Raw genomic sequence first — 24865 nt, 5'->3', positions numbered from 1 at the left:
GGAAAGGATCAAACGGAAAACCATGGAAACCCGGCGCTTGCAATACCGCAAATACGCCGCTTAATATGATCAACCAGATGGGCCAGACCCTCTCTTAGATCAGGCCGCCAGATGTTCCATTTTATATGACGACGGACAATTGTTTTTTTGGGCTCAATGGCCGGTTGTATAATATTAGATTGATCGACACATCACAACGTATCCCCGTGTGGCCACTTCCTTTATCATGTTGGGAAATACGGGTTCAATCAGGTGGATACTTGAAATGTCTGTCAGTTTAAAATTTCTGGGCGGTGTTGGCACGGTCACCGGGTCCAAATATCTGGTCGAATCTGGCCCCGATGGGCGTGCCCGGGTTCTGGTCGATTGTGGGCTGTTTCAGGGGTTGAAAAAACTTCGCCTGCGAAATTGGGCACCGCCCCCGGTAGACCCGAAAACGATTAACACGGTTGTCCTGACCCATGCCCATATCGATCATTCAGGCTATCTGCCCCTGTTAATCAAAAAGGGTTTTTCTGGCCCGGTCTTTAGCTCATCAGCGACCCGTGATCTTTGTGGCATTTTGCTGCCCGACAGCGGCCATTTGCATGAAAAAGATGCCGAATATGCAAACCGGCACGGTTTTTCAAAACACTCACCTGCCTTGCCGCTCTATACCCAAAAAGACGGGGAAGCCGCCATTGCAAGGTTTCGCCCAACTCCCTTTGGTGAACAGAGCGATTTAGGGGCGGGGTTTAAGGCCCGGTTTTTTCCCGCTGGCCATATCCTTGGGGCGTCCATTGTTGAAATGATGGTCGGGGGCACAAAGATTGTTTTCTCAGGGGACCTTGGCCGCAGCAATGATGCCACCATGGTTGACCCAACCCCCATGACCCATGCAGATTATCTGGTTGTTGAATCGACCTATGGCGACCGCCGCCATGATACCCAGGACCCAGAGGCCGCCCTTGCGGGGATCATTAACCGCACCGTTGGGCGTGGTGGCACCGTCATTGTTCCGGCCTTCGCCGTTGGCCGCGCGCAATCGTTGATGTTTCACATCACCGAGCTGAAAGCGCAGAAAAAAATCCCCCGCGATTTGCCGGTCTATCTGGACAGCCCCATGGCCATCAATGCCAGTGAGATATTTTGTGCCCATGGGGGCGAACACAGGCTGAGTCCTGCCCAATGTGAAGCGATGGGGAAAACCGTTCAGTACGTTCGTGAAGCAGAACAATCAAAGGCGCTTGTCTTTGATCCGGTGCCAAAGGTTTTAATCTCTGCCAGTGGCATGGCGACGGGGGGACGGGTTGTTCACCATTTGAAGCGATATGTATCCGATCATCGCAACACGATCCTGTTTACAGGATTCCAGGCCATGGGCACGCGCGGTGAAGCCATGGTCAACGGGGCGGATACCATAAAAATTCATGGGCAATATTATCCGGTTCGTGCAGAGGTTCAGAATTTGCAAATGCTTTCTGCCCATGCCGATGCAGATGGCATTATGGCGTGGCTTCGGAATTTTTCACACCCGCCAAAAATGACCTTTATAACCCATGGGGAACCGGCCGCATCCGCTGCGTTGCATCAACGCATCGAACAAGAACTGGGCTGGCCGTGCAAAACGCCAAAGGATGGAGATAGGGTCGCGTTATGAAAGTTATCGTCTTTATTCGAAAGGATCGGTTTGGTTTTGATGCGCTGGCCGCGCGCCACCCTGAACATACCTTTGTTCATGTTGAGGATGCAGATGTCCTTGCCCGGGAAATTGTGGATGCAGAAGTTTTGATGGTAGCAATTGGGCATTATAACCAATCCCTTGCTGACGTGATCAAGGCAAAGCAAAAGAAATTGAAATGGGTGCAGTTTTCTTCTTCTGGTATTGATGCGGCCTTGCACGCGGGTGGGTTCCCTGCGGGGACGCTCGTCACCAATACGGCGGGCTTGTCTGCCCCCATGGTGGCCGAACACGCGATTGCGTTGATGATGATGGTGGGCCACCGGATGCGTGAAACAGAGGCCGCCACCAAAACACGCGAATGGCACGGCAAAATCAAGACACGCATGACAGCGCTTTATCGCAAGACCATATGCATTGTGGGCCTTGGCGCCATTGGCCAAGAGGCAGCCAAGCGTGCGCGCAGCTTTGATATGAAGGTCATCGGCGTATCCCGGGCCTATCAACCGGATGCGCTTGTGGATGTGGTCTATGGCCGGGAAGATATGGAAACGGCATTTGGCGAGGCCGATGTGGTGCTTTTGTCGGCATCGGCATCGGCCGACACCCTTAATCTGATCAACGCCCGCTCTCTTGGCTGGTTAAAACCCGGTGCCATTGTGATCAATGTCGCGCGCGGCGACATGGTGGATGAAGATGCGCTGGCTGCCGCGTGCGAAAACGGGCATTTGGCCGGTGCCGGACTTGATGTGACAAAGACTGAACCATTGCCAAAAGACAGCCCGTTATGGACCGCGCCCAACATCGTGATCACCCCCCATATTGCCGGCGGCGGGTTTGATAACGCAGCCATTTTGCTGGGTATCCTAGATGACAACATCACCCGCTATACAAAAGGCCAGCCTTTGACCCGTATGCTTGATTGGGAAAATATGACCGTATCCTGATTTTTAATCAGGTTTTGTAGTCGGGGTAAAGTTGATCGGCCAGGCGCAGGTTCATGCGCCATTCCGGCCCGCCAATGGGTTGGTTGAGCCTGCGCTGGCTGATCTGGACCTTGGTGTGGTTTAAGACGTCTTCGGGGATTTCACGAATTTCGGTGCCAAGGGCCATCACCCGTTCCTGCAATTCACACGCCGTAATTAACCGGCGCATAAAGCTGAAGGCTTCGCCAATGGTTCGGCCCACGCTCAACAAACCATGGTTCCACATGATCATGGTTCTGCGCGCGCCCAGATCGGCAATGATGCGGGGTGCTTCTTCTTTTTCGTCGGCATAGCCTTCAAAATCGTGATAGCCAACCTCGTCGTGTAACAAGATGCTTGTTTGATCCAGAATCTTTAGCCCGCAGCGGGTCGCAGAAATGACAATGCCCGCATTGGGGTGGGTATGACAAACGCAGTTGACCTCTGGCTTTCCCCGTAAAATTGCACTGTGGAAATTAAGCCCGGCCGGTGCCAGCGTGGCATCGCCGTCGCTTAAGATATTGCCATCAAAATCGGCCTTCACCAAACTCGATGCGGTAATCTCGTGCCAGCCCAGATGATGGGGGTTCATCAAAAAATGCTCCGGCTCATCCGGCACCCGTGCGGTGATGTGATTAACCAACCGGTTGTTCCACCCCAAATGATAAGCAACCCGAAAAGCCCCCGCCAAATTAACCCGAGCCTCCCATTCCGCCTCGCCAATTTTATTATTCTTGCTCATCTGCATTCCTTATCTTTGGTGTGTCTTGGGGGGGGCATTTTCTAATTCACCGGGTCGCCGTTTAGGGTTTCGGCGCGGGTTAGGGTGATGACGATGGCGAAGCCTTCTTCGGCGCCGGGGTGGTCGATTTCGCGGGGCTGCAACAGCGTGCGGATTTTGTCGCGATACGCGCCGCATTCATGAATTTCTGCCGTGCCGTAAAACCGATAGATGCCGCCGGGGGCATCGAAGTCGCCGCGCTGGGCTGCATCCCGGTTGCTGTACATCACCGCAACCTCTGGGTTTTTCCGAAGGTTATCCAGACTGGATAGTTTGGCGCGTTCCCAATAAGCCAGATGTTGATCATCAAGGATGATCATCGAGCCCTTGGGGCTGATGGAGGGGCCATCATCGCCGATGGTGGCGAGCATGCAGACACAATTGTCAGCATGGGCATTAAAAATCAGGTCCTTGATTTTTTGACTGAATGCCATTTCTGGTGCCCCCGCAAATGTCTTCGTGTGTGCCACCATAAACGGGCATAAACGGGTTTGAAACACGGGAGAGATGAAAAATCAGGCCGGGTGGGGCTTTTTTTGCCAAAATATGGCCTTTTTGGGTGCTTTTGGGGCGTTGCACCCCCATTTGGCCGAACCTTCTGTACAATGGGGTCAACACCAAGTACAAACCGCCACTACGAATGGTTCCAGCGCAGGCAAGATGAATGGGTGCGCGCGACCTAGCGTTTGAAACCAGCATTCCGAAAGTAAACACATGACAAATTTTGAAGGTGTCGTCCCGGCGCTTGCTCAGGCATTGGAAAAACGTGGTTATTCCGAGTTGACCCCCGTGCAATTGGCCGTTTTGGCCCCGGAACTGAAAGATGCCGATGCGTTGGTGTCGGCCCAGACCGGGTCTGGCAAGACCGTGGCCTTTGGCCTGAACATCGCGCCAACCCTGCTGGCGGGCGCGGAACGCTTTGAAAGAGGCGGTACCCCCCAGGCATTGGTGGTCGCACCAACCCGCGAGCTGGCCTTGCAGGTGAAACGCGAACTGGAATGGTTGTATGCGGGCACGGGCGCGTCTTTGGCGTCCTGTGTTGGTGGCATGGACATGCGCAATGAACGCCGTGTGCTGGAACGCGGTGCCCAGATCGTGGTGGGAACCCCCGGCCGGCTGTGTGATCACATCGGGCGTGGGTCTTTGGACATCAAGGGATTGAAAGCCGTGGTGTTGGACGAAGCCGATGAAATGTTGGATATGGGCTTTCGTGAAGACCTGGAATATATCCTGAAAGCCGCCCCTGACAGCCGCCGGACCTTGATGTTTTCGGCAACCGTGCCGCGGGCAATTGCTAATTTGGCAAAACGCTATCAGCGCGATGCGGTTCGTGTCAGCACGGCAGCGGAGCATTCACAGCATGTTGATATTGAATACCGCGCCATGACCGTTGCCCCGAACGATCGGGAAAATGCCATCGTCAATGTGTTGCGTTATTTTGAGCCCAAAAATGCGCTCGTGTTTTGTGGCACCCGGATGGCGGTCAATCATATGACCAGTCGTTTTGCCAACCGTGGGATTTCCGTGGTGGCGTTGTCTGGTGAATTAAGCCAGAACGAACGCACCCATTCCTTACAAGCCATGCGCGATGGCCGCGCACAGGTGTGCATCGCCACCGACGTTGCTGCGCGCGGCATTGATCTGCCAAATCTTGAACTGGTTATTCACGCAGACATTCCTAAAAACCGCGAGATGTTGTTGCACAGAAGCGGGCGAACAGGCCGTGCCGGGCGCAAGGGTGTTTGTGCCTTGATCGTGCCCCATAACATGCGCCGACAAACAGAACGTTTGTTGAGCAATGCCAACATTGACGCGATCTGGGCAAAGCCGCCAACGGCCGATCAAATTATTGCCAATGATCGCGAACGCATCCTGACCGATCCCACATTGATTGAGGATTTGAGCGAGGATGAAAAACCCTTCGTCCAGGAACTGTTGTCGCGATATAGCGCCGAACAGATTGCCGGTGCTTTCCTGCGCCAGCAACTGGCAGGCCAGACCGCACCGGAAGAATTGCTGGATGTGGCACCGTCTGAATTTCAGAAAAAACGCCGCGATGATTTCAAAGGCGGCGTGTGGTTGTCGCTTTCGGTCGGTCGTGATCAAAATGCAGAACCGCGCTGGTTGTTACCCATGCTGTGTCGTGCGGGCAACATTACCAAAAATGAAATCGGGCGGATCAATATCAATCAGGCCGATACCCATGTGGAATTGACGCCGGCTTGTGTGGATAAATTTCTGGCAGCCCTTGGCCCCAGTGCGAAGATGGAAAAGACCATTTCCGTGACGCGCCTGAAAGGTGCGCCATCTGGTGCCAGAGAAGGTGGCCGAAGTGAGCCCAGAGGGCGGTCCAGCGGTCCGGCCGGAAAACCCTATCAGGGCAAAAAGCCTTACGAGAAGAAAGCTTACGAGAAAAAGCCGTACGAGAAAAAGCCGTACGAGAAAAAACCGTATGAGAAAAAACCGTATGAGAAAAAACCGTATGAGAAAAAACCGTACGATAAGGATGCTCGCGATAAAAAGCCCTTTGAGAAAAAGCCTTACGAGAAAAAAACGTATGCTGATCGGCCGCGTCCATCTCGTGATCCATCGGTTCCAGCAAGAGGGTTTGTAAAAAGGCCTGAATCTGATGATGGGTCTGCAAAGCCTTGGGAAAAGCGCAAGAAAAAATCAGCTGCAATTGATGGGATTGTTCAGCCTTGGGACAAGCCCAAGAAAAAGACCAAGGCAAAAAAACCCCATAAGAAAAAGCTGGCTAAATTGGCTGCGAAGCAAAATGTCGGCGGCGGTGGTGCCCCTAAAGGCGGGTTTGCCACGCCAAAGCGGAAAAACCCTCGGGATTAGCTCTCTTCGCTTAATGCGATCAATCCCCGATTTGGGCAACCAGACCAACAGCTTCAATGCCAGAAACGGCACAGGCTTCATCATGATCGGCCGTATCGCCGGAAATCCCGATAGCACCTATAACAGTACCATCCTTATCCTTGACCAAGACGCCACCAGCAACGGGGACAAGCGGTCCGCGAATGGCATGGACGACCGTGGACATGAATTCCGGCACCATTCCGACCCGTTTCGCAAGGCCACGGGTGCCCATCCCGAACGCGATGGCCCCGTTGCTTTTGCCATAGGCGATTTCGGCGCGCTGCTGGCTGGCCCCGTCTTCGGTAAGGACAAGGCGGATGGCACCTCTGGCATCTTGAATAAAGACAGACATCGGCTTCAGGTTAAGCGCGCGCGCTTTTTGAAGTGCGCCATCTCCCATTTTTCGTGCGATTTCGAGTTCCATTGATATCTTTCAGTTGATTGGAAAGTTAACGATAAGTCTAATCATTGTAGGGGGTTCCCCAAAAATCAAACCATATTTGCCCGGTTCTGGCCCCGGGCTTGGGATTGGGGTTTCCTTAATCTGGAAATCAAAGTAGGGTTTTGGCGATATTTGGACATGGTCCCGTCCATAGGGATAATTTGAGGAGAAAAAGTCATGACAAGCGAAATTTATGTGCCCGAAACCGATGGGGATACGGAAAGCACCATTGATTCGTCAAAAGGGGCCATGGAACGGGTTATTGATAAGCATCGCCCAGCGGATTGGGCGACCAAACCACAGCTTTTCAAGATGTTTTCAAAATTGCCTAAAAAGGGCCGTGCAGAGGCGCTTCTAACCTCAACGGACCGCATGTGGATCGCGTTAAAGACCTATGCGGAGGGTGGGGAGAATCATCTCCACAATCATTCAAACGAAGACCATTCGTTTATCATTTTGCAGGGTGAAGCCCGTTTTTATGGCCCCGATGAAGAATCCGTGGTTCTTGGGCGTAATCACGGGATTATGCTGCCCCGGGGCAGTTTTTATCGGTTCAGAACCGAAGGGGACGAGCCCTTGGTGGTGTTGCGCATTGGCTGCGTGGTTGATGCGGCCAAAACGCCTTGGGGACGCAAGGATATTGATGGGAATCAGGTCTATGGCAATGCCGCTGATAACAACACCGTGGTCACTGAATACCATGAAGACCGCGTATTCGAATAGCAAACTTAACCCCTTGCTAGATGGAGTTAATCCCATCATCATGGGGCAGATTGAACGATGAAAATCAGAATAACAGGGAAGATCAATCATGGGAAAATTTAATCTATTCAAATCACTGGCATGCGGGGCAGTTGCTGCTGCCGTGTTTGCTGCGGGTGCGGTGACACCACTGCCAGCCAATGCGGCTGACTCCGTTGCTAAATTTTACAAGGGAAAGCGGGTTCGTGTGATTATTTCCACCAGCCCGGGTGGGGGGTATGACCTTTATGCTCGTTTCACCACGCGCCATATGGCCAAGTTCATCCCCGGTAATCCGAAGATGGTGGCCCAGAATATGCCGGGTGCAGGGCACAGGCGTGCCGCGCAATATCTGGCCTATAAAGCAAAGCGCGATGGTTCGGTGATTGCCACCATCAGCCAGGGGCTTCCTTTTGCGCAGATTGTCTGGCCGAAAAAGCATAAAAAAATCGATTCCAGCAAGTTTATCTGGGTTGGTAATGTCAATGAAGGCAACAACGTCTTGATGTTGTGGCACACGACCGGGATCAAGTCCTGGAAGGATCTGAAGAAAAAGCAGATTATCATTGGTGGTACCGGTGCCGGTTCAACATCGGGGCAGTATCCCCGTGCCATGAACAACATCCTTGGTACCAAGATGAAAATCATCCTTGGTTTCGCTGGCGGCAGCCAGATGAACCTAGCCATGGAACGCGGCGAACTTGATGGTCGCGGGTCCAATGCCTGGGCTTCGATCAAGGGGATTACGCCTCAGTACATGAAAGCCAATCAGCTGATTTTGCCAGTTCAGATGGGTCTTGAACGTGCAGTCGATCTGCCAACCGTTCCCCTGATTTGGGAACTTGGGAAGAACGAAGCAGAGGTCCGGGTGCTTAAGCTGATGACCATGGCATCGCGCATTGGTCGTCCAATCCTGACGCCTCCGGGTGTGCCAGCAGCACGGGTTGCAGCACTGCGTGCAGCCTTTGATGCGGCAACCAGTTCGGATGCATTCATTAACGAAGCCAAGAGACGCAAACTTGAGATTAATCCAGTCTCGGGGATTGTGGTGCAACAAGTGGTGCAGCAAATCCTGTCAACGCCTGACGATATTGTCAGGCTTGCACGTGCAGCGGTTACCAAAGGTGCCGTGTTTAAGTGCAAGGCTTTGGCGAAGAATAAAAAGATGTGCAAAAAGAAAAAGAAAAAGAAGAAAAAGAAAAAATAACCATAAGGGTTAACCCCTTCGGTTATGATGGCGCCCCCCTCGATTTGAGGTGGGGCGCCATTTTTTATTGCCAACGGTTTGGCTTTTAAATGTGCTATGACAAGATTGAATATTGGCGTAATTGGGGAGGTGAGTGCATGCCCAAAAAGGGAAAATCAGCCGCAAAGCACAGCTTGCGTGGTGAAGACAAGCGCGATGCATTTTTTAACCGTGTTGAACAGAACATTGAGGTCTTTTCTTTCAAAAGACCCGATGACCTACCCGATGATTTGCGGGGCAATGTGCGCCTGTGCAGCGGCGACATCCTGCGGGGCACCGTACAAGTTCTGCCCAAGGGATTTTCCAACACTCTGCATTACCATCCCGCAGCCGAAGGGTTTTGGATGGTGTTATCGGGTGGGGTAAGTTTCTATGGCAATGACGCCAAATTTTTAGGTGAATTTGGCCCCATGGAAGGCATTTTGATTCCACGCAATGGGCGTTACTGGTTCCACCAACGCGGTGATGAAGAAGCCCATTTATTGCAGGTCCAAGGCAATGCCAATGACGGATCAAACAACCGGGTCGATATTGATGAAGTCCATGCCGATTACGGCAAGGAACGTATCATCAAGGAAAAGCGCATGTTTGGTGTCGAGGATGAGGCCTAAGCCCTGAGAGCCTTGAGCGTTTGCGGGCTCTTATCCCCCAAACCACATCCTGCGCCATGGGTGAATGGAGACATCGCGTTGGCCTTCCCGAATGTTGGGTTCTTGGGCCGTGATGGTTTTGGCCTCATCCAGGGTGACCCCTTGCAGGACGTAAACCGCACCGCCATGGCGGGTGCCGGTTTCTTCTACCTGGGGGCCTGAGCCAAATAAAAGCCCACGATCAAACAGGTCTTGTAGAAAATTCACATGTTCTGCATGGAGCGCATCAGGCGCAATCGCGATCTTTGGTGCGGGTTCAACCTGATTGGAAATACAGACATAAAGAAATTGTGGTTCACGCTCGCCGTGTCCGGCAATCCCTGCTGGTTTATCCGTCATTGTAAAATCTCCCTGTTGCAGTCACTTTTTCTAAAGTATCGTGGATAGGCCAATACTTGGCAAGGATATGAAAGAACGTGTTGAACATGATTACGCGGCGCAAATTATTGGCTTTTACAGGAAGATTTGGCGCCCAGGCATTTCTGTCTTCATTGTTTTTGGGAAAGGCCTTTGCCCAAGGGATAGATAAGGGTAGGGGATTGTTCACCCTTGGCGTGGCATCGGGGGATCCCTTTCCCGATGGCGTGGTTTTGTGGACCCGTTTGGCCCCAGACCCATTGAGCACACGCGGCGGCATGGATAAGATTTCCGTAAACGTTAATTGGGAAATTGCTACAGACCAGAACATGTCGGAAATCGTTCAGCGGGGCACGGCCCTTGCCCACGCAGATTTTGGACATTCGGTTCATGTTGAGGTTGATGGGCTGGAAGCCAATCAGCATTATTGGTACCGCTTCAGGGTTGGGCCAGACACCAGCCCTATTGGGCGAACCCGGACAGCACCGGGGGCGGGTTTTGTGGAAGGGGGCGTTAAATTTGCGGTCGCATCGTGTCAGCATTATGAACAGGGTTACTACACAGCCCATGGGCATATGGCCAACGAGGACCTTCATTTTGTGCTGTTTCTGGGCGATTACATCTACGAGCGTAAAACGTCAAAATTGCGCCATAGATTCCATAGTAATTTTGAAGCGACAACCTTGGATGAATACCGTGAGCGATATGCGCAATACAAAATTGATCCCGATTTACAGGCCTGCCACGCCGCCTTTCCATGGATTGTTACCTGGGACGATCATGAGGTGGACAACAATTATGCGGGGTCCATTGGCCTGAAACAGGATGATCGACAAGCCTTCCTTGAAAGGCGCGCGGCGGCCTATCAGGCCTATTATGAAAACATGCCGCTCCGCCAATCCGCCCGGCCTAAGGGTGCAGACATGGCGTTGTATCGGCGTTTTAAATTTGGCGACCTTTTGGAAATCAGTGTTTTGGATACGCGGCAATTTCGCAGCCCACAGCCTTGTGCTGGAAAGTGGCTGGTTTGTGATGGTGCCCAGGACCCGAAAGCGACCATGCTGGGAGATACACAGGAATCATGGCTTTTTGCAGGGCTTCAAAAATCAAAGGCCAGATGGAATGTCCTTGCCCAGCAGGTGCCGATTTTTCAACGATTGCATCATAAAGATGCAGGCGGGCGGCGGATTAATTCAGACAAATGGGATGGTTATAGTGTCGCGCGCCAGCGTTTGATAAATTTTTTGTTTCATAAAAAAATATCCAACCCGATCGTTCTTTCCGGCGATGTTCATGCCACTTGGGTTAGCAATTTGAAACTCGATTTCGATGATCCTGGTTCTGCCATTGTGGGTTCCGAATTTGTTGCGACCTCTATCACTTCAGGGGGAAATGGAAAGCGTGGTAAAAAGGCCGCCAAGAAATGGATTGCCAAAAACCCCCACATAAAATTCCACAACAAAAAGCGGGGGTATCTTCGTTGTGACGTCACCAAGGATCACTGGAAGACAGACCTTCGTGAAGTTGCCTATGTTGATGAAAAAGGCGCACCGATTAAAACCCGTGCTAGTTTTGAAGTGAAACACAACGTTGCAGGGGTTGTGGCAGTATGAACCAGACGACCAGTACAGAGATCAAAACCATTGATCGCTATGTGGAACATGTCTCTACAGTCCCCGCTATTGCGGGACAAACCATGAAGCAATTTTTGCGTGAAAAGTGTTCTGGTGATATTGCTGGCCGGCCTGATGGACATGTCGATGAAGGCCAAGTGGTGCTGATGATCCATGGTGGGTTTTGGCCCTGTTCTGTTGCGTTTGATTGCCCATATCCCGATTACAGTTGGATGGAATTTTTGGCTAAAAATGGTTATGACGTGTTTGCTTTGGACATGACGGGCCATGGCCGGTCTGCATTACCGTTGCAAGCGGACATCAACAATCTTTCTCCCAAAGAGCGTGAATCCCTGTTGCCGGGTGTGGCTGGAGATACAAATGAAGGCGCGTCTTATCCCTATTGTCTGGCGAACTCAGACAGTGAAACAGCAGACATCAATGCTGTGGTGGACTTTATCCGTGATCTTCGGGGGGTGGATAAGGTGAAGTTAATCGGCTGGTCTGGCGGCGGCATTCGTGTGGGGACCTATGCCTTAGCGCATCCTGAAAAGGTTGAGCGGGTGGTCATTTGGGCATCATCGAATTATCTGCCTGATGGCCCCGATGCGCCGCCATCCGTAATGCCTGCCCCCGGTTACCCAACACTTTTCCAATCCCGTGAATTCGGTGAGAATGTTCGGTGGCGCGCGAACATCAAATGTGATGGCCAGGTGGAAGATGAAGCCCTTTTTGATATTGTTTGGCGCGCAGGGGCAGAGGCAGACCCCATTGGCGCTCAATGGGGTGGATTGCGCGGTCCAACGCGCACCTATTGGGGGTGGACCCGAAACGGGGCTTCAAGGTTTTCCATCCCCGCCCTGGTGATGGTTGGGGAATGCGATCGATTGCTGGAATCCAACATTGATCTGTATGGTGATCTGGGGACCCCACACAAGGCGTTCCTGCGCATTGCCTGTGCATCGCATTTTATGATGTGGGAACGCGCGCGACATATCCAGCGTCGTACAGCCCTTGAATGGCTGGATCATGGCACATTGGAAGGCAATCCTTCTGGCAAGTTTCGCGCCAATGAACAGGGCCAGATTGCAGCGATATCAGATGATTGAAACTGTGGGTATTTATGCCCAGTGATCCGCAAAATTATGGCGGTTTGTTTCCCTACGAAGCTTCTCGCTGCGGGGTATCCTGCCAATATTCACGGGTGTAGGCAGACAAGGCAATGTCCATGTCCAGGGCAACCAATTTGGTCAATGCTGTCAGCATGTCACATAGATCGGGGTCGCTTGCATGGCGGAAGGTAATGACTTTGATTAATTCACATTGGAAAAAATTATAACCCGCAATGTACAAATACGGCGCGACGCCATATTTAAAGTGGACCCGACCAATGTTCATGGAATTCTTTTGATAGGCATCGTCAAATTTACAAGAAAACAAAGCGATCCAATGGGCTTTTTGCTTTTCTGGAAGAGTTACCAGCATTGCATTGTCTTTGAAAATTTTCTCACCTGCAGGAAATGACATGATGTGCTTGTAAAACTTTGCAACGATGTCATCGAAATTTTCATAAATGACAGGCCGAATTTTTTCGATTTTGGCTTTTACGGCGTTGTCGATTGACAATAGTTTTAGCCGCTGATCGATGAAATTACTCATGTGACGTTGTCATATCCTGTTTGTGGATAGGTGCATCTTTGAAATCCGCCTGCTTTAAAAACCAGATTGGATTGTGCTGCCCTAGATCAGGAATACGCTGCATCAATCATGGTTTCGGATAGAACACCATAGACATTGGCCCAGGCATTCTTGACATCCGGTGTGAAGGCATCCCCAAGCCCTTGTTCCAGAGTCCAAAGCAGGGCAGCACCTACGGTTGCGTAATGTGCCTCTTTGACGCCAGATTCAAGATGGCGCAGGCCCAGAACACGGACGACAGGGACCAGTCTGTCCAGATCATCCAATCCTTCAACCGCTACTTTCAGGGTTGTCATTAATTTCTTGCCCTGTTCCACCATGTCGCCCTTGAACAAGGTACGCAGGCTGGGATCAAGTTCGAAAAGATGGGTATAGAACAAATCTGCGGCTGTTTCGGCGATCGGTTCAACCATTTTGAAGGTTTCCTGAACCAAACCAAAGTCAGCGCCATTATCCGGCGCAGGCTTTGCTTCGGGTGCGATGGTGGCCGGTTGGTTCATGGGAAGCACGGAGGAGGGGCCCATGTCGGGCTCTGCCACCATGTTTGACTGTGCCATGCTGGCAAGCATTGATTTTTCAGCTTCTTTAATAACAGTGCGGGCTTCTTTGTTATGAAGGTTCAGCTGTTCAATCTTGTGGTTCAGGGCATCAAGGGTTTCCCTGATCTGTTCAGTGGCTTTTCGGGTTTGGCCTGCCAATTCTTTAACTTCGCTGGCAACAACAGAAAACCCTCGACCCGCATCACCGGCCCTGGCCGCTTCAATGGTCGCGTTCAGTGCCAAAAGATTGGTCTGGGAAGCAATGGCCTTAACCTGTTCTGAAACCGAGGTGACCTGATCGACTTCATCACTCAATCCCTGCAATTCTTTAGAGATGTTATCAAGCACTTCAAATGCGGGCTGCATTTCGCTTGTGCTGGCGCTGTTGTTAGCGTCCGATTGTGTTGAAAACCGTGTGTTCATAGGTCGTTGTCTCCCCAAACGATTGCGTAGGTAGTTAGCCCATAAGTAGCTGTAAACCTTAGGTCACTACCGTTAAATAAGTATGAACTGGGAGAATTCCGCCGTTCCTTTTTACAGTTTTGCTTCTTCTTTTCCCTCAATGGGGTCAAGGCCCAGGGCAAGGCGACCACAGAATTGCTGCTGCGGCTTTTCCCCAAGCGGGTGATAACGCGCCCCATGAACATCACGAAGCAGTCGCTCCAATCCCAATTTCCTGAAAAACCCACCACCGCCTGCAACCTCCATTGCTTTCTCTGTCGCTGCAATGGCTGCATTGGCAGCGATGGTTTTGCGCGCCAATATCTCTCCCGCGACAGCAGTTGCTGGATCAAAATCCCAGTCGTTGGTGATGGCGACCATGCTTTCCACAGCAACCTGTGCCGTGGTTAGGCGGTTGCCCATTTCACCCATTAAATAGGCGGTTGCAGGGTCACCGGCCCTGCGTTTCCCCTGTGTTGTGGCAATTTTGGCGGCGGTTTGGGCAACCCCAAGATAAGCAGACATGATCAGTGGCAGGGCAACCGTCAGGATAACGTTCCATGCCGGGTGGTATTCCCCTTGAGGTCGGCTGAGGGCGATGGTTTCATCGGGTACAAAAACACCATCCAGGCTGATCGTTTGTGACCCCGTGCCCCGCATCCCCATGGCCCGCCAATCATCACCAAAAGAGACCCCGTCTGATGCAAGCGGGACTGGGAAATGAAGCACCTTCCAGCCTTCTTTTGGGTCTTGATAGGGGGCGGAGGTAACCAGCACCGTGCCCGCAGGCGATCCACTGGCAAAGGGCTTTTTGGCTGTGACCTTGTATCCGCCTTCGACCCGTTCCACCGCGCCATTGGATTCCAGCCAGTCATTTGCCCCGGTGCTGATAAGGATGACTTGTCCTGATGCGACTTTCTCCAGAATCTGCCAGCCCGGGCGATCGTGTTTGTAATTAAAAACCGCGGCTGCTGTCAGATGCTGGTGCATAGAAAGCGCCAGGGCAGTAGAAGGACAATAGGTTGCAAGGGTACGAATGAATGCGCACATTTCCGAATGCTTGACACCCCCCCCGCCAAGGGCTTCTGGCACCAGGGCGGAAAACACGTTGTTCTTTTTGAGAACATCATAATTTTCCTGAACGAAGGTATCGTTAGCATCTGCCTCTTGGGATATGTCGGCCATCGCAGGCCCGATTGTGTGAACCAAAGTCTGAAGGTTGATCGATTTGCTCATGATGTTTCTCCTGCATTTAATTTGAAGTTGATGACAGGATTACGCCAAATAACGATTCTGACAACTTCAATATATGAAGTTGAATCGATGGCGGGGAACCCGGTATGATCTGTGTGATACTTGGGAGGCATTGAAAATGGCTAAATCAAAGGGCTATGGGCAATATTGCCCCATTGCACGGGCAGCAGAAATTTTGGCAGAACGTTGGGTCCCCCTGATTGTACGGGAACTTTATTGTGGCAGCACACGCTTTAATCAAATCCAGTCAGGGGTGCCCAGAATGTCATCGGCGCTTCTCTCCGCCCGGCTTAAGGAACTTGAATATAGCGGAATCTTGTCCCGCACGCCTGTTTTGAAGGGCAAAGGGTTCGAATATCACATTACCGAAGCTGGAAAGGCGCTGTTTCCCATTCTTGAAAGCATGGGGATATGGGCTCAGAAATGGGTGCGCGATGATCTGGTTGCCGATGAAAATCTCGATCCTGATCTTTTAATGTGGGATATCCGTCGCAGCGTTTCAGCGAATGAGGCACCGGTCAAGGGCCGCTTTGTTGCCCAGTTTCAGTTTGATGGCGTTCCCGCTAACCGGCGGCGGTATTGGTTGCTATTTCAAGATGGGGATGTGGATATCTGCATCAAAGATCCGGGCTTTGAACCGGATATCTTCGTATCTTCACACATTCGCGACATGGTGAAAGTGTGGATGGGGCATGTGTCCCTTGATCATGCATTAAAGCACGAAGTCATTACCCTGGAGGGGGCGAGTGACACGGTCAGGCAGTTCCAAAAATGGTTCTGCCTCAATTTTTTTGCACAATTTGCATAGAGATGGCTGTGAGATGGCTGTGATTTGGCCAGATGAGCTGGTTTTTTAGGCCTTTATGATGGGTTCTTGCCAAATATGGGCGATTAGCCCCCTATCAAAATGGGTTTTTCCAGTGTTTAATACCAAACGAAGCTATTCAACAAGGGAACAGCAACGCGTTCGTTTAAGAACATGATTCGTTTGGTCAATACGCAGTTATTGGCACAACACAGGGAGAAGAAAATGAATTCAATGAAATTTTTGGCAGCTGCAATGCTTTCAGCTGCCGTTGGTGGCGCCATCGCTTCTGCTCCGGCATTTGCAGATGATGTGAGCGATTTTTATAAAAAGAAACGGGTCAAAGTCATTGTCGGGTTCAGCCCGGGCGGCGGCTATGACCGTGGCGGCCGCGTGGTCGGCCGGCATATCAGCAAATATATTCCAGGCACCCCCCGGGTCATCACCCAGAACATGCCGGGTGCAGGCAGTCTGCGCCTTTTGAACTGGCTTGCCATCAAGGCCCCGAAGGATGGTTCGGTCATTGGCCACGCCCATCCCGCGGCCATGCGGGAAGCCTATATCGGTGCAGCAGGTGCCCGGTTCGATCCAAGGAAATTCTATTGGCTTGGGGTTTATACCCGTGGCAGCTCGGTGCTATTTTCAAGAAGCGATTCGGGTGTCACAACCCTGAAACAGGCGATGGAGAAACAGATCGTTCTCGGCGCAACGTCTGCCCGTTCGGGCGGTGGCGTTTATCCACGTGTGCTCAATCAGGTTCTTGGCACAAAGTTCAAGGTGGTGGTTGGTTATGGCTCTACCGGTGAAAGCACCATGGCCATGGAACGTGGCGAAGTACAGGGTGTCGGCGCCTGGGCGTGGACACAATTGAAAAAGATCAGGGCGCAATGGCTCAAGGATAAATTTGTTAAGGTCGTCGCCCTTCTTTCAGTAAGACGGCGTGCCGATCTTCCCGGTGTTCCATCCGTTCTTGAGTTTGCCAAGTCCGACGAAGATCGCAAGGTTATGGAAGCCATCTTCATGTGGGAGGAATTGAGCCGTCCGTTCATCCTGGCACCTGGTACGCATCCTGCGCGTGCAGCGGCACTGCGTAAGGCTTTCTCTACAATGATGACCAAGGCCGATTTCAAGGCGGACATCGAAAAGGCCTCTATGGAAGTTGATCCAATTTCCGGTCCCGATGCTGAAAAGCTTTTGGCGAAACTCTATGCCTATCCAAAGGCCGTGGGTGACCGGGCGCGGATCATTTATTCCGAAATGCGTTCGATCAAGATCAGCAAGGCCAAGAAGAAAAAGGTCAAAGGCCTGAAGATTACCAAGATCAAGGGCAAGGGCCGTAAGATGAAGTTCACCTTCAAGGATAAATCAGGCACGACCTGGAAGTTCAAGGCGCGTGAAAAGAAACTTGGCCGCAAGACCAAGATCAACGGCAAGAAAAGCAAAGTTAAAAACCTTAAAGTCGGAATGGTTTGCACCGTCAGCTATTACGGCAAAGGCGGATTGGCCTATTCAGCCAACTGCAAAGGTTAGTCGTCCGTCCACAACAAACAAGGCGTCCTCCCGTTGGGAGGGCGCCTTGGGACGTTTTGGGATATAACAGTTAGAAACCATAACGATAAGGTTCATCTGCCTGAATAAGCGGGTAAGGACCAACAAGAGCAATCAGGGAGACAAATGAATGATAAAATTAAATTTTGTTAGCGGCATTATCCTCGGATCGGCCATTGCGGTTGCAGGTGCATTCGCCCCAACCGTATCGGATGCGGCTTCGGTTGCAGATTTCTATAAATCCAAACGGATGAAGATCATTGTTGGCTCAGGCGCCGGTGGTGGGTATGACACCTATGCCCGGACCATGGCACGCCATCTTGGGAATTTTATTCCCGGCAAGCCTGATTTTCTGGTTCAGAACAAGGTGGGCGCGGCCTCTATTGTTGCCGCGAACTATGTCTATAACGTTGCCCCCCAGGACGGCACCGTCATCGGTGCAATTCAGCGCACAGCACCCATGATTCAGATTTTGGGGCGCAAAGGCCCACGGTTTGATCCCATCAAATTTTACTGGATTGGCAGTCTGTCCAGTGAGGCGGGCATGATCTCTTTGATGAAGACGGCAAAGGTTCAAAAATTTGAAGATGCCTTTACCACCGAAGCGGTGATGGGATCGACCGGGCCGAATGATCTGGAACAAATCCCGGCGCTGATCAACAATACCTTGGGAACCAAGTTCCGTATTGTGCGTGGCTATCCGGCAACCCCTGCGGTGCATCTTTCCATGCAGCGCGGCGAAGTGGATGGCATCAGCCAGTCGTGGTCGTCGTTCAGCTTGTTGAATGCAAAATTGATCTCTGATAATCGCATTAATGTTCTGGTTCAGGTCTCTTTGAAGAAAGACCCAACCATGACAGCGATGGGTGTGCCGATGATTGGTAAATTTATCACCCGTGAACGGGTTTTACCGAACCTGAAAGTTGCGGATGTAAAAACGTACTTTTCACTGGTGCTGACCAATAAAGCGATGGGCCGGCCCTATGTTATGGGCCCGGGCGTGCCGAAAGACCGGATTGCTGCTGTGCGCAAGGCGTTTATGGATATGGCTGCGGATAAAGCCTTTATCAAAGATGCCAAACGTCAAAAACGCACCATCATTCCTGTTTCTGGTCAGGAAGTTCAAGACATGGTGATCAAGATTGCATCTGCGCCCAAGGCCGTTCTTGCCAATGTGGAAAAAATGACTAATTACAGGGGCAAGGTGAAAACGGTAAAAATAGAACTGCCCCGTCACACAGGAAAGGTGACCAAGGTCAAACGCGGTGGTCGGCGCATTTACATCATGTATAAGGGCAAAGAAGTGAAGGCCAAGGTGTCAGGATCGCGCACTAAGGTCAGCATCAATGGCAAAAAGGTCAAACGCAAAAGCGTGAAACCTGGCATGACCTGCACCCTGGTTTATTCAGGCCCGGGGACTGAAGCCACGCATATCATTTGTAAAAAGTAAGCATTCAAAAACTCAATGCCTAAAAGGGGTGCAGGTTTCGGCCCGCGCCCCTTTTGAAAAAAACACGCAACACACCCAATAAACAGGAGAAAACTACATGGCAATCGAAGTCGTTGACGTTGTCGGCCTTGCCCATGACCTGAAAAAGCGAAAGGTCATTATGGACACACACAAGATGCACGCATGGATGCATTATTATCCCAAACCCGGCGATCATGATGACTTGCACTGTCACCCGGGGGACCAGACCTTCATGATGTTGGAGGGCAAATGCAAAATGTCATTTGAAGATAAAGGCACGACAGAACTCAATCCGGGCATGGTGGCCCTGATTGAAGGTGGAACGTTCTATCAGCTGGAAAATATTGGTGATGGGCCCATGGTATTGATGGGGACGCGCACCGGCCCAAACAGCGCGAACCAGCACATCAATTTTGATACAAAAACAGATATGCGAGCGATTAATCGCAAAAGGAAAATGGCTGGCGATGGTAGCCACGTTAACCCCGAATAAGGCTAACGCTGATCAAAAGTGCAGTTGAGATAATCTACGGCCTCAATCGGCCGTAGATTTTTTTTTATAATTTATCTTTTTCCCAACCGGCAACCCATTTTGCTGCTGTGTCGCTTGCACCCTGGGTCATTGGTGTATCCAGGCCTAAGATTTTTGCAAACTTCGCCGCCAGATGAATGTCTTTGTTCAACATGTTGCTGGCAGGTCTTGGGACAGGATGATTGCCATCCATGTTGAAGGCTTTCTCCCAGCGCGCAGAAGTGGAACCGCCATCTGCAGACAGGGCCATTTCCATGAATTGTTTCACATCCAGACCACTGGCTTCTGCAATGTTTAATGCCTCAGACAGCGCGATGCGTTCATTCGCGTTGATCAGGTTCTTGACGATCTTTGCAGCGTTGCCGGAACCAAGGGCCCCAAAATGATAAACGGCCTTGCCCAGTCCAGCCAGATGAGTCTCAGCCGTTTTCGCTGTATCATCTTCGCCGCCAATAAGAAACGTTGCGTTGCCGGCATGGACGACACGGGGCACGGCAGTTATCGGTGCATCCAGCGGGCGAATGCCTTGTTTTAAAGCCTCAGCACCTATTTTTTGTGTGGTTTCTGGAAGCACCGTGCCATGGAGATACAGCACTGCATTTTTCTTGATCCCGGGCTTGGTCAGAATCCCATCCGGGCCAAGGGTGACATCCAGAAAATCTTGATCGCTTCGAACAAACAGATGGATGTGATCCACATCACTTGCAGCCTCTATGGCCGATGCCTTGGGGATTGCCCCGGATTCCTGGGCGAGGTCCATCTGTGTCTGGTTGATGTCGTAAACCTGAACTTGATGCCCCGCCAAATGCAACCGATGAAGCAATGCCTGTCCCATCGCACCAACACCAATAAGGCCAACGGTTTGTGTCATGTTATGTCCCCCCTTAATAATTCCCCCATCAACGGGGATTTGGATCGTAGCTGGTCATGTCCAGAAATTCGAGGCGCGTGCCGTCGGGGTCCCGGAAATAGGTTCTGGGCCCGTTAACGGTTCCGCCTTCGCGGTCTTCGGAATAAAGAATTTCCACCCCATGGGCGGTCAGGTGTTCGGTGGCCGTTTTCAGGTCATCGGATGAGATGACAAAGGCATGATGCACATGGTCCCTGGCATCGGGCTGGTTGATGGGCGGGTTATCTGCACACAGCAAAAGGCAGATGCCGCCAGCATCCATGAAGGCGTGTTTTTTGCCATCACTGACCAACAGCTTGCAGCCAACGACTTCCGCATAGAATTTAATGCTTCTGTCTAGATCAGAAACAGGAATTGAAAAATGTCCAACACCGATACATTCGACCATAGCGACCTCCCAGTTAAGCGATCTTTACCAATCTCGCCCGGCCATTATATTTGGCCTTGGGCGAGATTGGCGTGTCTTGATGTGGTCTTGCTTAAACGGCAGGGCCGATTGATGGTGGCGACTGGATAACGCCCGTTAAGTCATCGGGATCAAGGGCCATAATGGCTTCTTCGTCAAAAATGTCGCCCATTTCTGATTTAACGCCATTCGCCTTGATGGCATCCAGCCATTTGCGATGGATACGGGGATCTTGATCTTCGTTTTCGATCTGACGGCCACCATCCTGAATAGAGGTTGCCCCGCCGCCTTCAGCACTTTTCTTGCGCAATGAAATAAATGGATAGCGACGGCTGCCCAATGAACATGCCAAATAGCGTGCGGGTTCATCGCAGGTGTTGAAATGTTGGTGGAACATCCAGAATGGGGGCGTGTACATGACCCCGTGACGCCATGGAATTTCCTTAAACTCAGAATCCCCTTCGTGCCAGAGCAAGGAATACCCTTCGCCGGAAACGGCGTGGACATGGGTGCCTGCGGCATGGCGATGGGCCTTTTTATAGCGCCCCGTTGGAATTTCTGAAGAATGGGAATGCATGGTGCCATCGGCAAAGACAAAGGAAATGTTTTTTGATCCCTTGCCGCGTGCATCCATTTCATAAAGTTTGAAACTGGTCAGATCGTGGATGAAGTTGGTTTCCCAGATGTTCAGGCTGGCAACGTTAGAGCCGCGATTGACTGGAATAAGGTCGCCTTCACCATCAAAATGCCTTTTGTCGCCGCAGCGTTCAGGGAAGGTGCAGGGGTTTTCAAAGACAAAATCCAGATTGTGATAGAGGTTCATGGTCAGCGGTGCATCATTGGTGACCGAAATCCGGGCTGATTCCTGACCAGAGCCATTGAAAATCTGATATTCGCAATTCAGCGGGATGGCAAAAACAGCTTTTGGTCCCCATTCAAAGGTGCGCGTGTCGCCACTGGGCAGGGTCACGGTGGTGGACCCATGGCCAGACAGGATGAAAAAGAACGCTTCATATAAATGTTTAATGGGGCGGGTTTTCTTCCCGGCCGTTACCTCAAGCACATAATTGGCCATGAAATCGCCGCGCCCGTGGGTATGGGCGAAACAGCCCTTTGCGTCGTATCGGTCCCAGTCGCTGGTTTCCAGCGCCAAAAGATCATGTCCGAAATCAAGATGAATGGGGATGCCTTCGCCTTCGGCCCAGTTAAGATAGGGATCAACAAGAAATTTATCACTGAGATCGACTTCAAGGCCTGCATCGGTACTGTCAGACATGGGTTCTCCTTTGTTTAATGAACTTTGTGATTAATCTACCCATTTTAGCCGATCAAGTCGTTTTTAGGCACAAAAAAAGGCCGCCGGGGGTTAACCCGGCGGCAAAATTGGTGAAATGTGATCAGGGATTAATCCCGGCGACAGAAGTCCTGAACTTTCAGATTGTGGGAAAGGATGCGGCGTTTGGTGGGTTGGCTTAGGACATCGGCTTGATCAAGGGTGATCACGCGAACCCAGCTGCATTCATTTGCGCCGGAATTCGCGCAGGCGCTCATCAATATCCCCAGCAGACATACCGTCCACGGTTTCATCGATTTCCAGCGCTTTTTGGGCTTCTTTTGTGGATTGGGCATAAAAATCCCTTTCTACCTGCGCCTGGCCGTCGTCATAGTAATTGTGACCATTTCTTGGCCAATCTTGCAGCGTCATTTAGGATTGTCTAAAGCTGTTACTGCCCTACATTTGGTGGTGTCAGCTCAAAATGCAACAATACGAAGGAAAGTACAGCTATCCCTCAATGTCAACTACAAATTACTATTCTGGGCACCTGAAAAGCCTCTTCATGAGGCGATTTGGCGCTACATTTAGTGTAATATGCAAGTCTGGAAACTTGGCACTTGAGATCAGGCTCTTGGATATGAAACAGGTCGCTATAGCTTGGGGGAAACATGACAAATCAAACATATGACCGGACAGAAGAAGATCTTGGCAACATCATCAATCTTGGGCATGTCAATGTGTTCGTGCCGGACCAAATTTTAGCGACGGCCTATTACATTACCGGGCTTGGGCTTACCCGTGATCCTTATTTGATGACGGGCACCGACAACATGTGGGCTAATGTTGGTATAAGCCAGTTTCACCTGCCAACACGGGGAACCCAGGTGGTTCAGGGCATTACGGGGTTGGTTATTCCCGATCGCGAAGGCTTGTTGAGCAGGCTTGATTCTGTGCGGGACCAATTGGCAGATACCCAGTTTGATTTCAAAGAGACCAAAGATCGCGTGGAAACCGTTTGTCCATGGGGCAACCGTATTCATTGCCATGCCCCTGATGAGGCACAGTTTGGTCGCATGGGGTTTGGCATGGCTTATGTTGAATTTGACGTGCCCATCGGGGCGTCTGCAGGGATTGAGCGTTTTTATGATCAGATTTTTGGGGCGGCAACGAAGGTGATGGAATGGAAGGGGGCACCATGCGCCCGGGTACAGGTCGGCGAGCGACAGTATCTATATTTCCGGGAAACAGAAACGCCTTACGTTGATTATGATGACAACCATATTCAGTTTTACATCTGTGATTTTTCTGGGCCGTATCAAAAGCTGCTGGATGCTGGATTGGTTTATCAAGAAGCAAACCAGCATCAGTATCGGTTTAAAGACATCAAGGACCCCGATACCGGAGAGGTGGTCTATACACTGGATCACGAGGTGCGCTCTATGGGCCACCCCATGTATGCGCGCCCCTTAATCAATCGAAACCCCGCCGTCAATTTGCGAAATTATGACCCCGGCCGGTCTTCCATCCACTGGACCAATCGTTAGCATCCTTGATTAACCCATGGGAATCATTAAAACTGTGGGGAATTATAGAATAAAAATAAATGGCTTCTGAATTAGGGGAGCAACAGTTTAGGGAGAAAATACTTTGGATCGCATTATTTTTCCGTACCGTGCGCATAGCCATCTAGTGCTGATGCATGTCATCAATGAATGTGGCGCATGGGCGCGCCAAGACCTGGATGTTGATTACAAACGCGTGATCAGCCGCGAAGATGCCCATGAATTGGTGCCATCAGCCGAGGTCGAATTTGTTTCCGGCAATCATGTTTCCACGTATGCGGCGCGCGCGCGCGGCGATACCTGGACGTATGTCGGGCAATCCATGAGCAACAACAACATCTCCCTTATTACCCGTGAAGATACCGGCATTAACAGTCTCGCCGATCTTCGCGAGCGTAAGGTCGGCACGCGGGGCAATCACCCGTACCTCAATGCATGGCTTTATCTTAAGCAACATGGTCTTGATGCCGATAAGGACGAAGTTGAATTGGTGCGTCGTGTTCAACAAGATGTGACCGATGGCAGTGATACAAAGCGCAAGAGCCTTGCCGATATGGTCAAAGACAAAGAGGTTGATGCTTGTTTCCTGAGCCGGCCCAATGCCGATTTTGCCGGGCGAGATGGCTTGAAGGTGATCCCGCTGGATCCACAACACATGGTTTTCTACATGACCATGTCGACCAGTAAAAAACTGGTGGATGAGCGCCCAGACATTATTGAGCGTGTCTTGAAGGCGACCATTGACGGCATTTCCTTCTTTAAGCAAAACAAAGAAGACACCATCAAAATTCTCATGGAACAATATGACAATGATGGCGTGTTAGACCGGGAAATTGCAGAAATGCTTTATGACGATCTGGCACCAAAATTGGAGCCACGGTTGTTCCCGTCCATGACGGCAATTTCCAATGTCTACCAAGAAGCCCTGAAGCAGGATGAAAAGAATGGCGATGCCGCCAACATTCATCCGCTTGAGCTTTGGGATTTTCACTTTTTGAAAAGCATTAATGACTCGGGCTTTGTCGCAGACCTGTACAAAGATAACCCCGGAATGTTGAAAGGCTATGGTGGTTAAGCCAGCCTCAATCAACGACAAAAAATCA

At 51.1% G+C, this 24865-nt stretch carries 25 protein-coding genes and 1 pseudogene; 14 read left to right on the top strand and 12 right to left on the bottom strand.

What is annotated here, in order from left to right; genetic code table 11:
* Positions 1 to 265: 265 nt before the first annotated feature.
* Positions 266 to 1639 (top strand): MBL fold metallo-hydrolase, encoded by a 1374-nt coding sequence (locus tag HOJ08_11045; protein ID MBT5673964.1) that lies wholly within the window; start codon positions 266 to 268, stop codon positions 1637 to 1639.
* Entirely contained in the window at positions 1636 to 2607 is a 972-nt protein-coding gene (locus HOJ08_11040) for a D-2-hydroxyacid dehydrogenase (GenBank protein MBT5673963.1), read from the top strand. Before HOJ08_11045 ends, HOJ08_11040 begins: the two co-directional genes overlap by 4 nt.
* 7 nt (positions 2608 to 2614) lie before the next feature.
* On the opposite strand, the gene HOJ08_11035 is transcribed toward HOJ08_11040, so the two are convergent.
* Entirely contained in the window at positions 2615 to 3367 is a 753-nt protein-coding gene (locus HOJ08_11035) for a hypothetical protein (protein MBT5673962.1), read from the bottom strand.
* 41 nt (positions 3368 to 3408) lie between these two features.
* Entirely contained in the window at positions 3409 to 3840 is a 432-nt protein-coding gene (locus HOJ08_11030; protein MBT5673961.1) for a pyridoxamine 5'-phosphate oxidase family protein, read from the bottom strand.
* 280 nt (positions 3841 to 4120) lie between these two features.
* On the opposite strand from HOJ08_11030, the gene HOJ08_11025 reads away from it, so the two are divergent.
* Positions 4121 to 6250 (top strand): DEAD/DEAH box helicase, encoded by a 2130-nt coding sequence (locus HOJ08_11025; protein ID MBT5673960.1) that lies wholly within the window; start codon positions 4121 to 4123, stop codon positions 6248 to 6250.
* Positions 6251 to 6269: 19 nt separating this feature from the next.
* Here the strand turns inward: HOJ08_11025 and HOJ08_11020 are convergent, their stop codons facing one another.
* Entirely contained in the window at positions 6270 to 6695 is a 426-nt protein-coding gene (locus HOJ08_11020) for a heme-binding protein (protein MBT5673959.1), read from the bottom strand.
* Between the two features lie 195 nt (positions 6696 to 6890).
* Here HOJ08_11020 and HOJ08_11015 point away from each other — a divergent pair, with 195 nt between their 5' ends.
* From HOJ08_11015 to HOJ08_11005, 3 genes are all read left to right on the top strand, one after another.
* Positions 6891 to 7436: a cupin domain-containing protein gene (locus HOJ08_11015; GenBank protein MBT5673958.1), complete on the top strand. Its 546-nt coding sequence runs from the start codon at positions 6891 to 6893 to the stop codon at positions 7434 to 7436.
* A gap of 88 nt (positions 7437 to 7524) precedes the next feature.
* Positions 7525 to 8661 carry a hypothetical protein gene (locus HOJ08_11010; GenBank protein MBT5673957.1) on the top strand — a complete coding sequence of 379 codons (1137 nt, stop codon included), beginning with the start codon at positions 7525 to 7527 and terminating at the stop codon, positions 8659 to 8661.
* Positions 8662 to 8798: 137 nt separating this feature from the next.
* A complete protein-coding gene (locus HOJ08_11005; GenBank protein MBT5673956.1) occupies positions 8799 to 9311 on the top strand; it encodes a cupin domain-containing protein in 513 nt (170 codons plus the stop codon).
* Positions 9312 to 9341: 30 nt separating this feature from the next.
* On the opposite strand, the gene HOJ08_11000 is transcribed toward HOJ08_11005, so the two are convergent.
* Positions 9342 to 9689 (bottom strand): hypothetical protein, encoded by a 348-nt coding sequence (locus tag HOJ08_11000; protein ID MBT5673955.1) that lies wholly within the window; start codon positions 9687 to 9689, stop codon positions 9342 to 9344.
* Between the two features lie 200 nt (positions 9690 to 9889).
* On the opposite strand from HOJ08_11000, the gene HOJ08_10995 reads away from it, so the two are divergent.
* Together HOJ08_10995 and HOJ08_10990 are read left to right on the top strand one after the other, a co-directional pair.
* Entirely contained in the window at positions 9890 to 11320 is a 1431-nt protein-coding gene (locus tag HOJ08_10995; protein ID MBT5673954.1) for an alkaline phosphatase, read from the top strand.
* The gene (locus tag HOJ08_10990; GenBank protein ID MBT5673953.1) at positions 11317 to 12429 is read left to right on the top strand and encodes an alpha/beta fold hydrolase; all 1113 of its coding nucleotides are present in this window, start codon (positions 11317 to 11319) and stop codon (positions 12427 to 12429) included. Before HOJ08_10995 ends, HOJ08_10990 begins: the two co-directional genes overlap by 4 nt.
* 52 nt (positions 12430 to 12481) lie before the next feature.
* On the opposite strand, the gene HOJ08_10985 is transcribed toward HOJ08_10990, so the two are convergent.
* The 4 genes and pseudogenes from HOJ08_10985 to HOJ08_10970 form a co-directional block, all read right to left on the bottom strand.
* Entirely contained in the window at positions 12482 to 12979 is a 498-nt protein-coding gene (locus tag HOJ08_10985) for a hypothetical protein (GenBank protein MBT5673952.1), read from the bottom strand.
* A gap of 86 nt (positions 12980 to 13065) precedes the next feature.
* Complete coding sequence (locus HOJ08_10980) at positions 13066 to 13518, bottom strand: hemin receptor (protein ID MBT5673951.1); 453 nt, start codon at positions 13516 to 13518, stop codon at positions 13066 to 13068.
* Positions 13519 to 13680: 162 nt separating this feature from the next.
* Positions 13681 to 13980, bottom strand: a pseudogene (locus tag HOJ08_10975) (methyl-accepting chemotaxis protein).
* A gap of 111 nt (positions 13981 to 14091) precedes the next feature.
* A complete protein-coding gene (locus tag HOJ08_10970) occupies positions 14092 to 15234 on the bottom strand; it encodes an acyl-CoA/acyl-ACP dehydrogenase (GenBank protein MBT5673950.1) in 1143 nt (380 codons plus the stop codon).
* Between the two features lie 136 nt (positions 15235 to 15370).
* Here HOJ08_10970 and HOJ08_10965 point away from each other — a divergent pair, with 136 nt between their 5' ends.
* From HOJ08_10965 to HOJ08_10950, 4 genes are all read left to right on the top strand, one after another.
* Complete coding sequence (locus HOJ08_10965) at positions 15371 to 16060, top strand: helix-turn-helix transcriptional regulator (protein MBT5673949.1); 690 nt, start codon at positions 15371 to 15373, stop codon at positions 16058 to 16060.
* A 222-nt stretch (positions 16061 to 16282) separates the two neighbouring features.
* Positions 16283 to 17587: a hypothetical protein gene (locus HOJ08_10960; protein ID MBT5673948.1), complete on the top strand. Its 1305-nt coding sequence runs from the start codon at positions 16283 to 16285 to the stop codon at positions 17585 to 17587.
* 148 nt (positions 17588 to 17735) lie between these two features.
* Positions 17736 to 19055 (top strand): hypothetical protein, encoded by a 1320-nt coding sequence (locus HOJ08_10955; GenBank protein ID MBT5673947.1) that lies wholly within the window; start codon positions 17736 to 17738, stop codon positions 19053 to 19055.
* Positions 19056 to 19152: 97 nt separating this feature from the next.
* The gene (locus tag HOJ08_10950) at positions 19153 to 19569 is read left to right on the top strand and encodes a cupin domain-containing protein (GenBank protein ID MBT5673946.1); all 417 of its coding nucleotides are present in this window, start codon (positions 19153 to 19155) and stop codon (positions 19567 to 19569) included.
* Between the two features lie 64 nt (positions 19570 to 19633).
* Here HOJ08_10950 and HOJ08_10945 read toward each other — a convergent pair whose 3' ends face one another.
* The 4 genes from HOJ08_10945 to HOJ08_10930 all read right to left on the bottom strand — a co-directional run bounded on the left by HOJ08_10945 (position 19634) and on the right by HOJ08_10930 (position 22629).
* Complete coding sequence (locus tag HOJ08_10945; GenBank protein MBT5673945.1) at positions 19634 to 20479, bottom strand: NAD(P)-dependent oxidoreductase; 846 nt, start codon at positions 20477 to 20479, stop codon at positions 19634 to 19636.
* Positions 20480 to 20507: 28 nt separating this feature from the next.
* Positions 20508 to 20906 carry a hypothetical protein gene (locus HOJ08_10940; GenBank protein MBT5673944.1) on the bottom strand — a complete coding sequence of 133 codons (399 nt, stop codon included), beginning with the start codon at positions 20904 to 20906 and terminating at the stop codon, positions 20508 to 20510.
* A gap of 91 nt (positions 20907 to 20997) precedes the next feature.
* On the bottom strand, positions 20998 to 22200 hold the full coding sequence (locus HOJ08_10935; protein ID MBT5673943.1) for a hypothetical protein: 1203 nt from the start codon (positions 22198 to 22200) through the stop codon (positions 20998 to 21000).
* Positions 22201 to 22443: 243 nt separating this feature from the next.
* On the bottom strand, positions 22444 to 22629 hold the full coding sequence (locus tag HOJ08_10930) for a hypothetical protein (protein ID MBT5673942.1): 186 nt from the start codon (positions 22627 to 22629) through the stop codon (positions 22444 to 22446).
* 239 nt (positions 22630 to 22868) lie between these two features.
* On the opposite strand from HOJ08_10930, the gene HOJ08_10925 reads away from it, so the two are divergent.
* Entirely contained in the window at positions 22869 to 23744 is an 876-nt protein-coding gene (locus tag HOJ08_10925; protein ID MBT5673941.1) for a hypothetical protein, read from the top strand.
* Between the two features lie 103 nt (positions 23745 to 23847).
* Complete coding sequence (locus tag HOJ08_10920; protein MBT5673940.1) at positions 23848 to 24837, top strand: ABC transporter substrate-binding protein; 990 nt, start codon at positions 23848 to 23850, stop codon at positions 24835 to 24837.
* The last annotated feature ends 28 nt before the right edge of the window (positions 24838 to 24865 follow it).

It is taken from the genome of Rhodospirillales bacterium (assembly GCA_018666775.1).
Taxonomy (GTDB): domain Bacteria; phylum Pseudomonadota; class Alphaproteobacteria; order SMXQ01; family SMXQ01; genus JABIXC01.
This window is presented reverse-complemented; position numbering and strand designations above follow the sequence as displayed.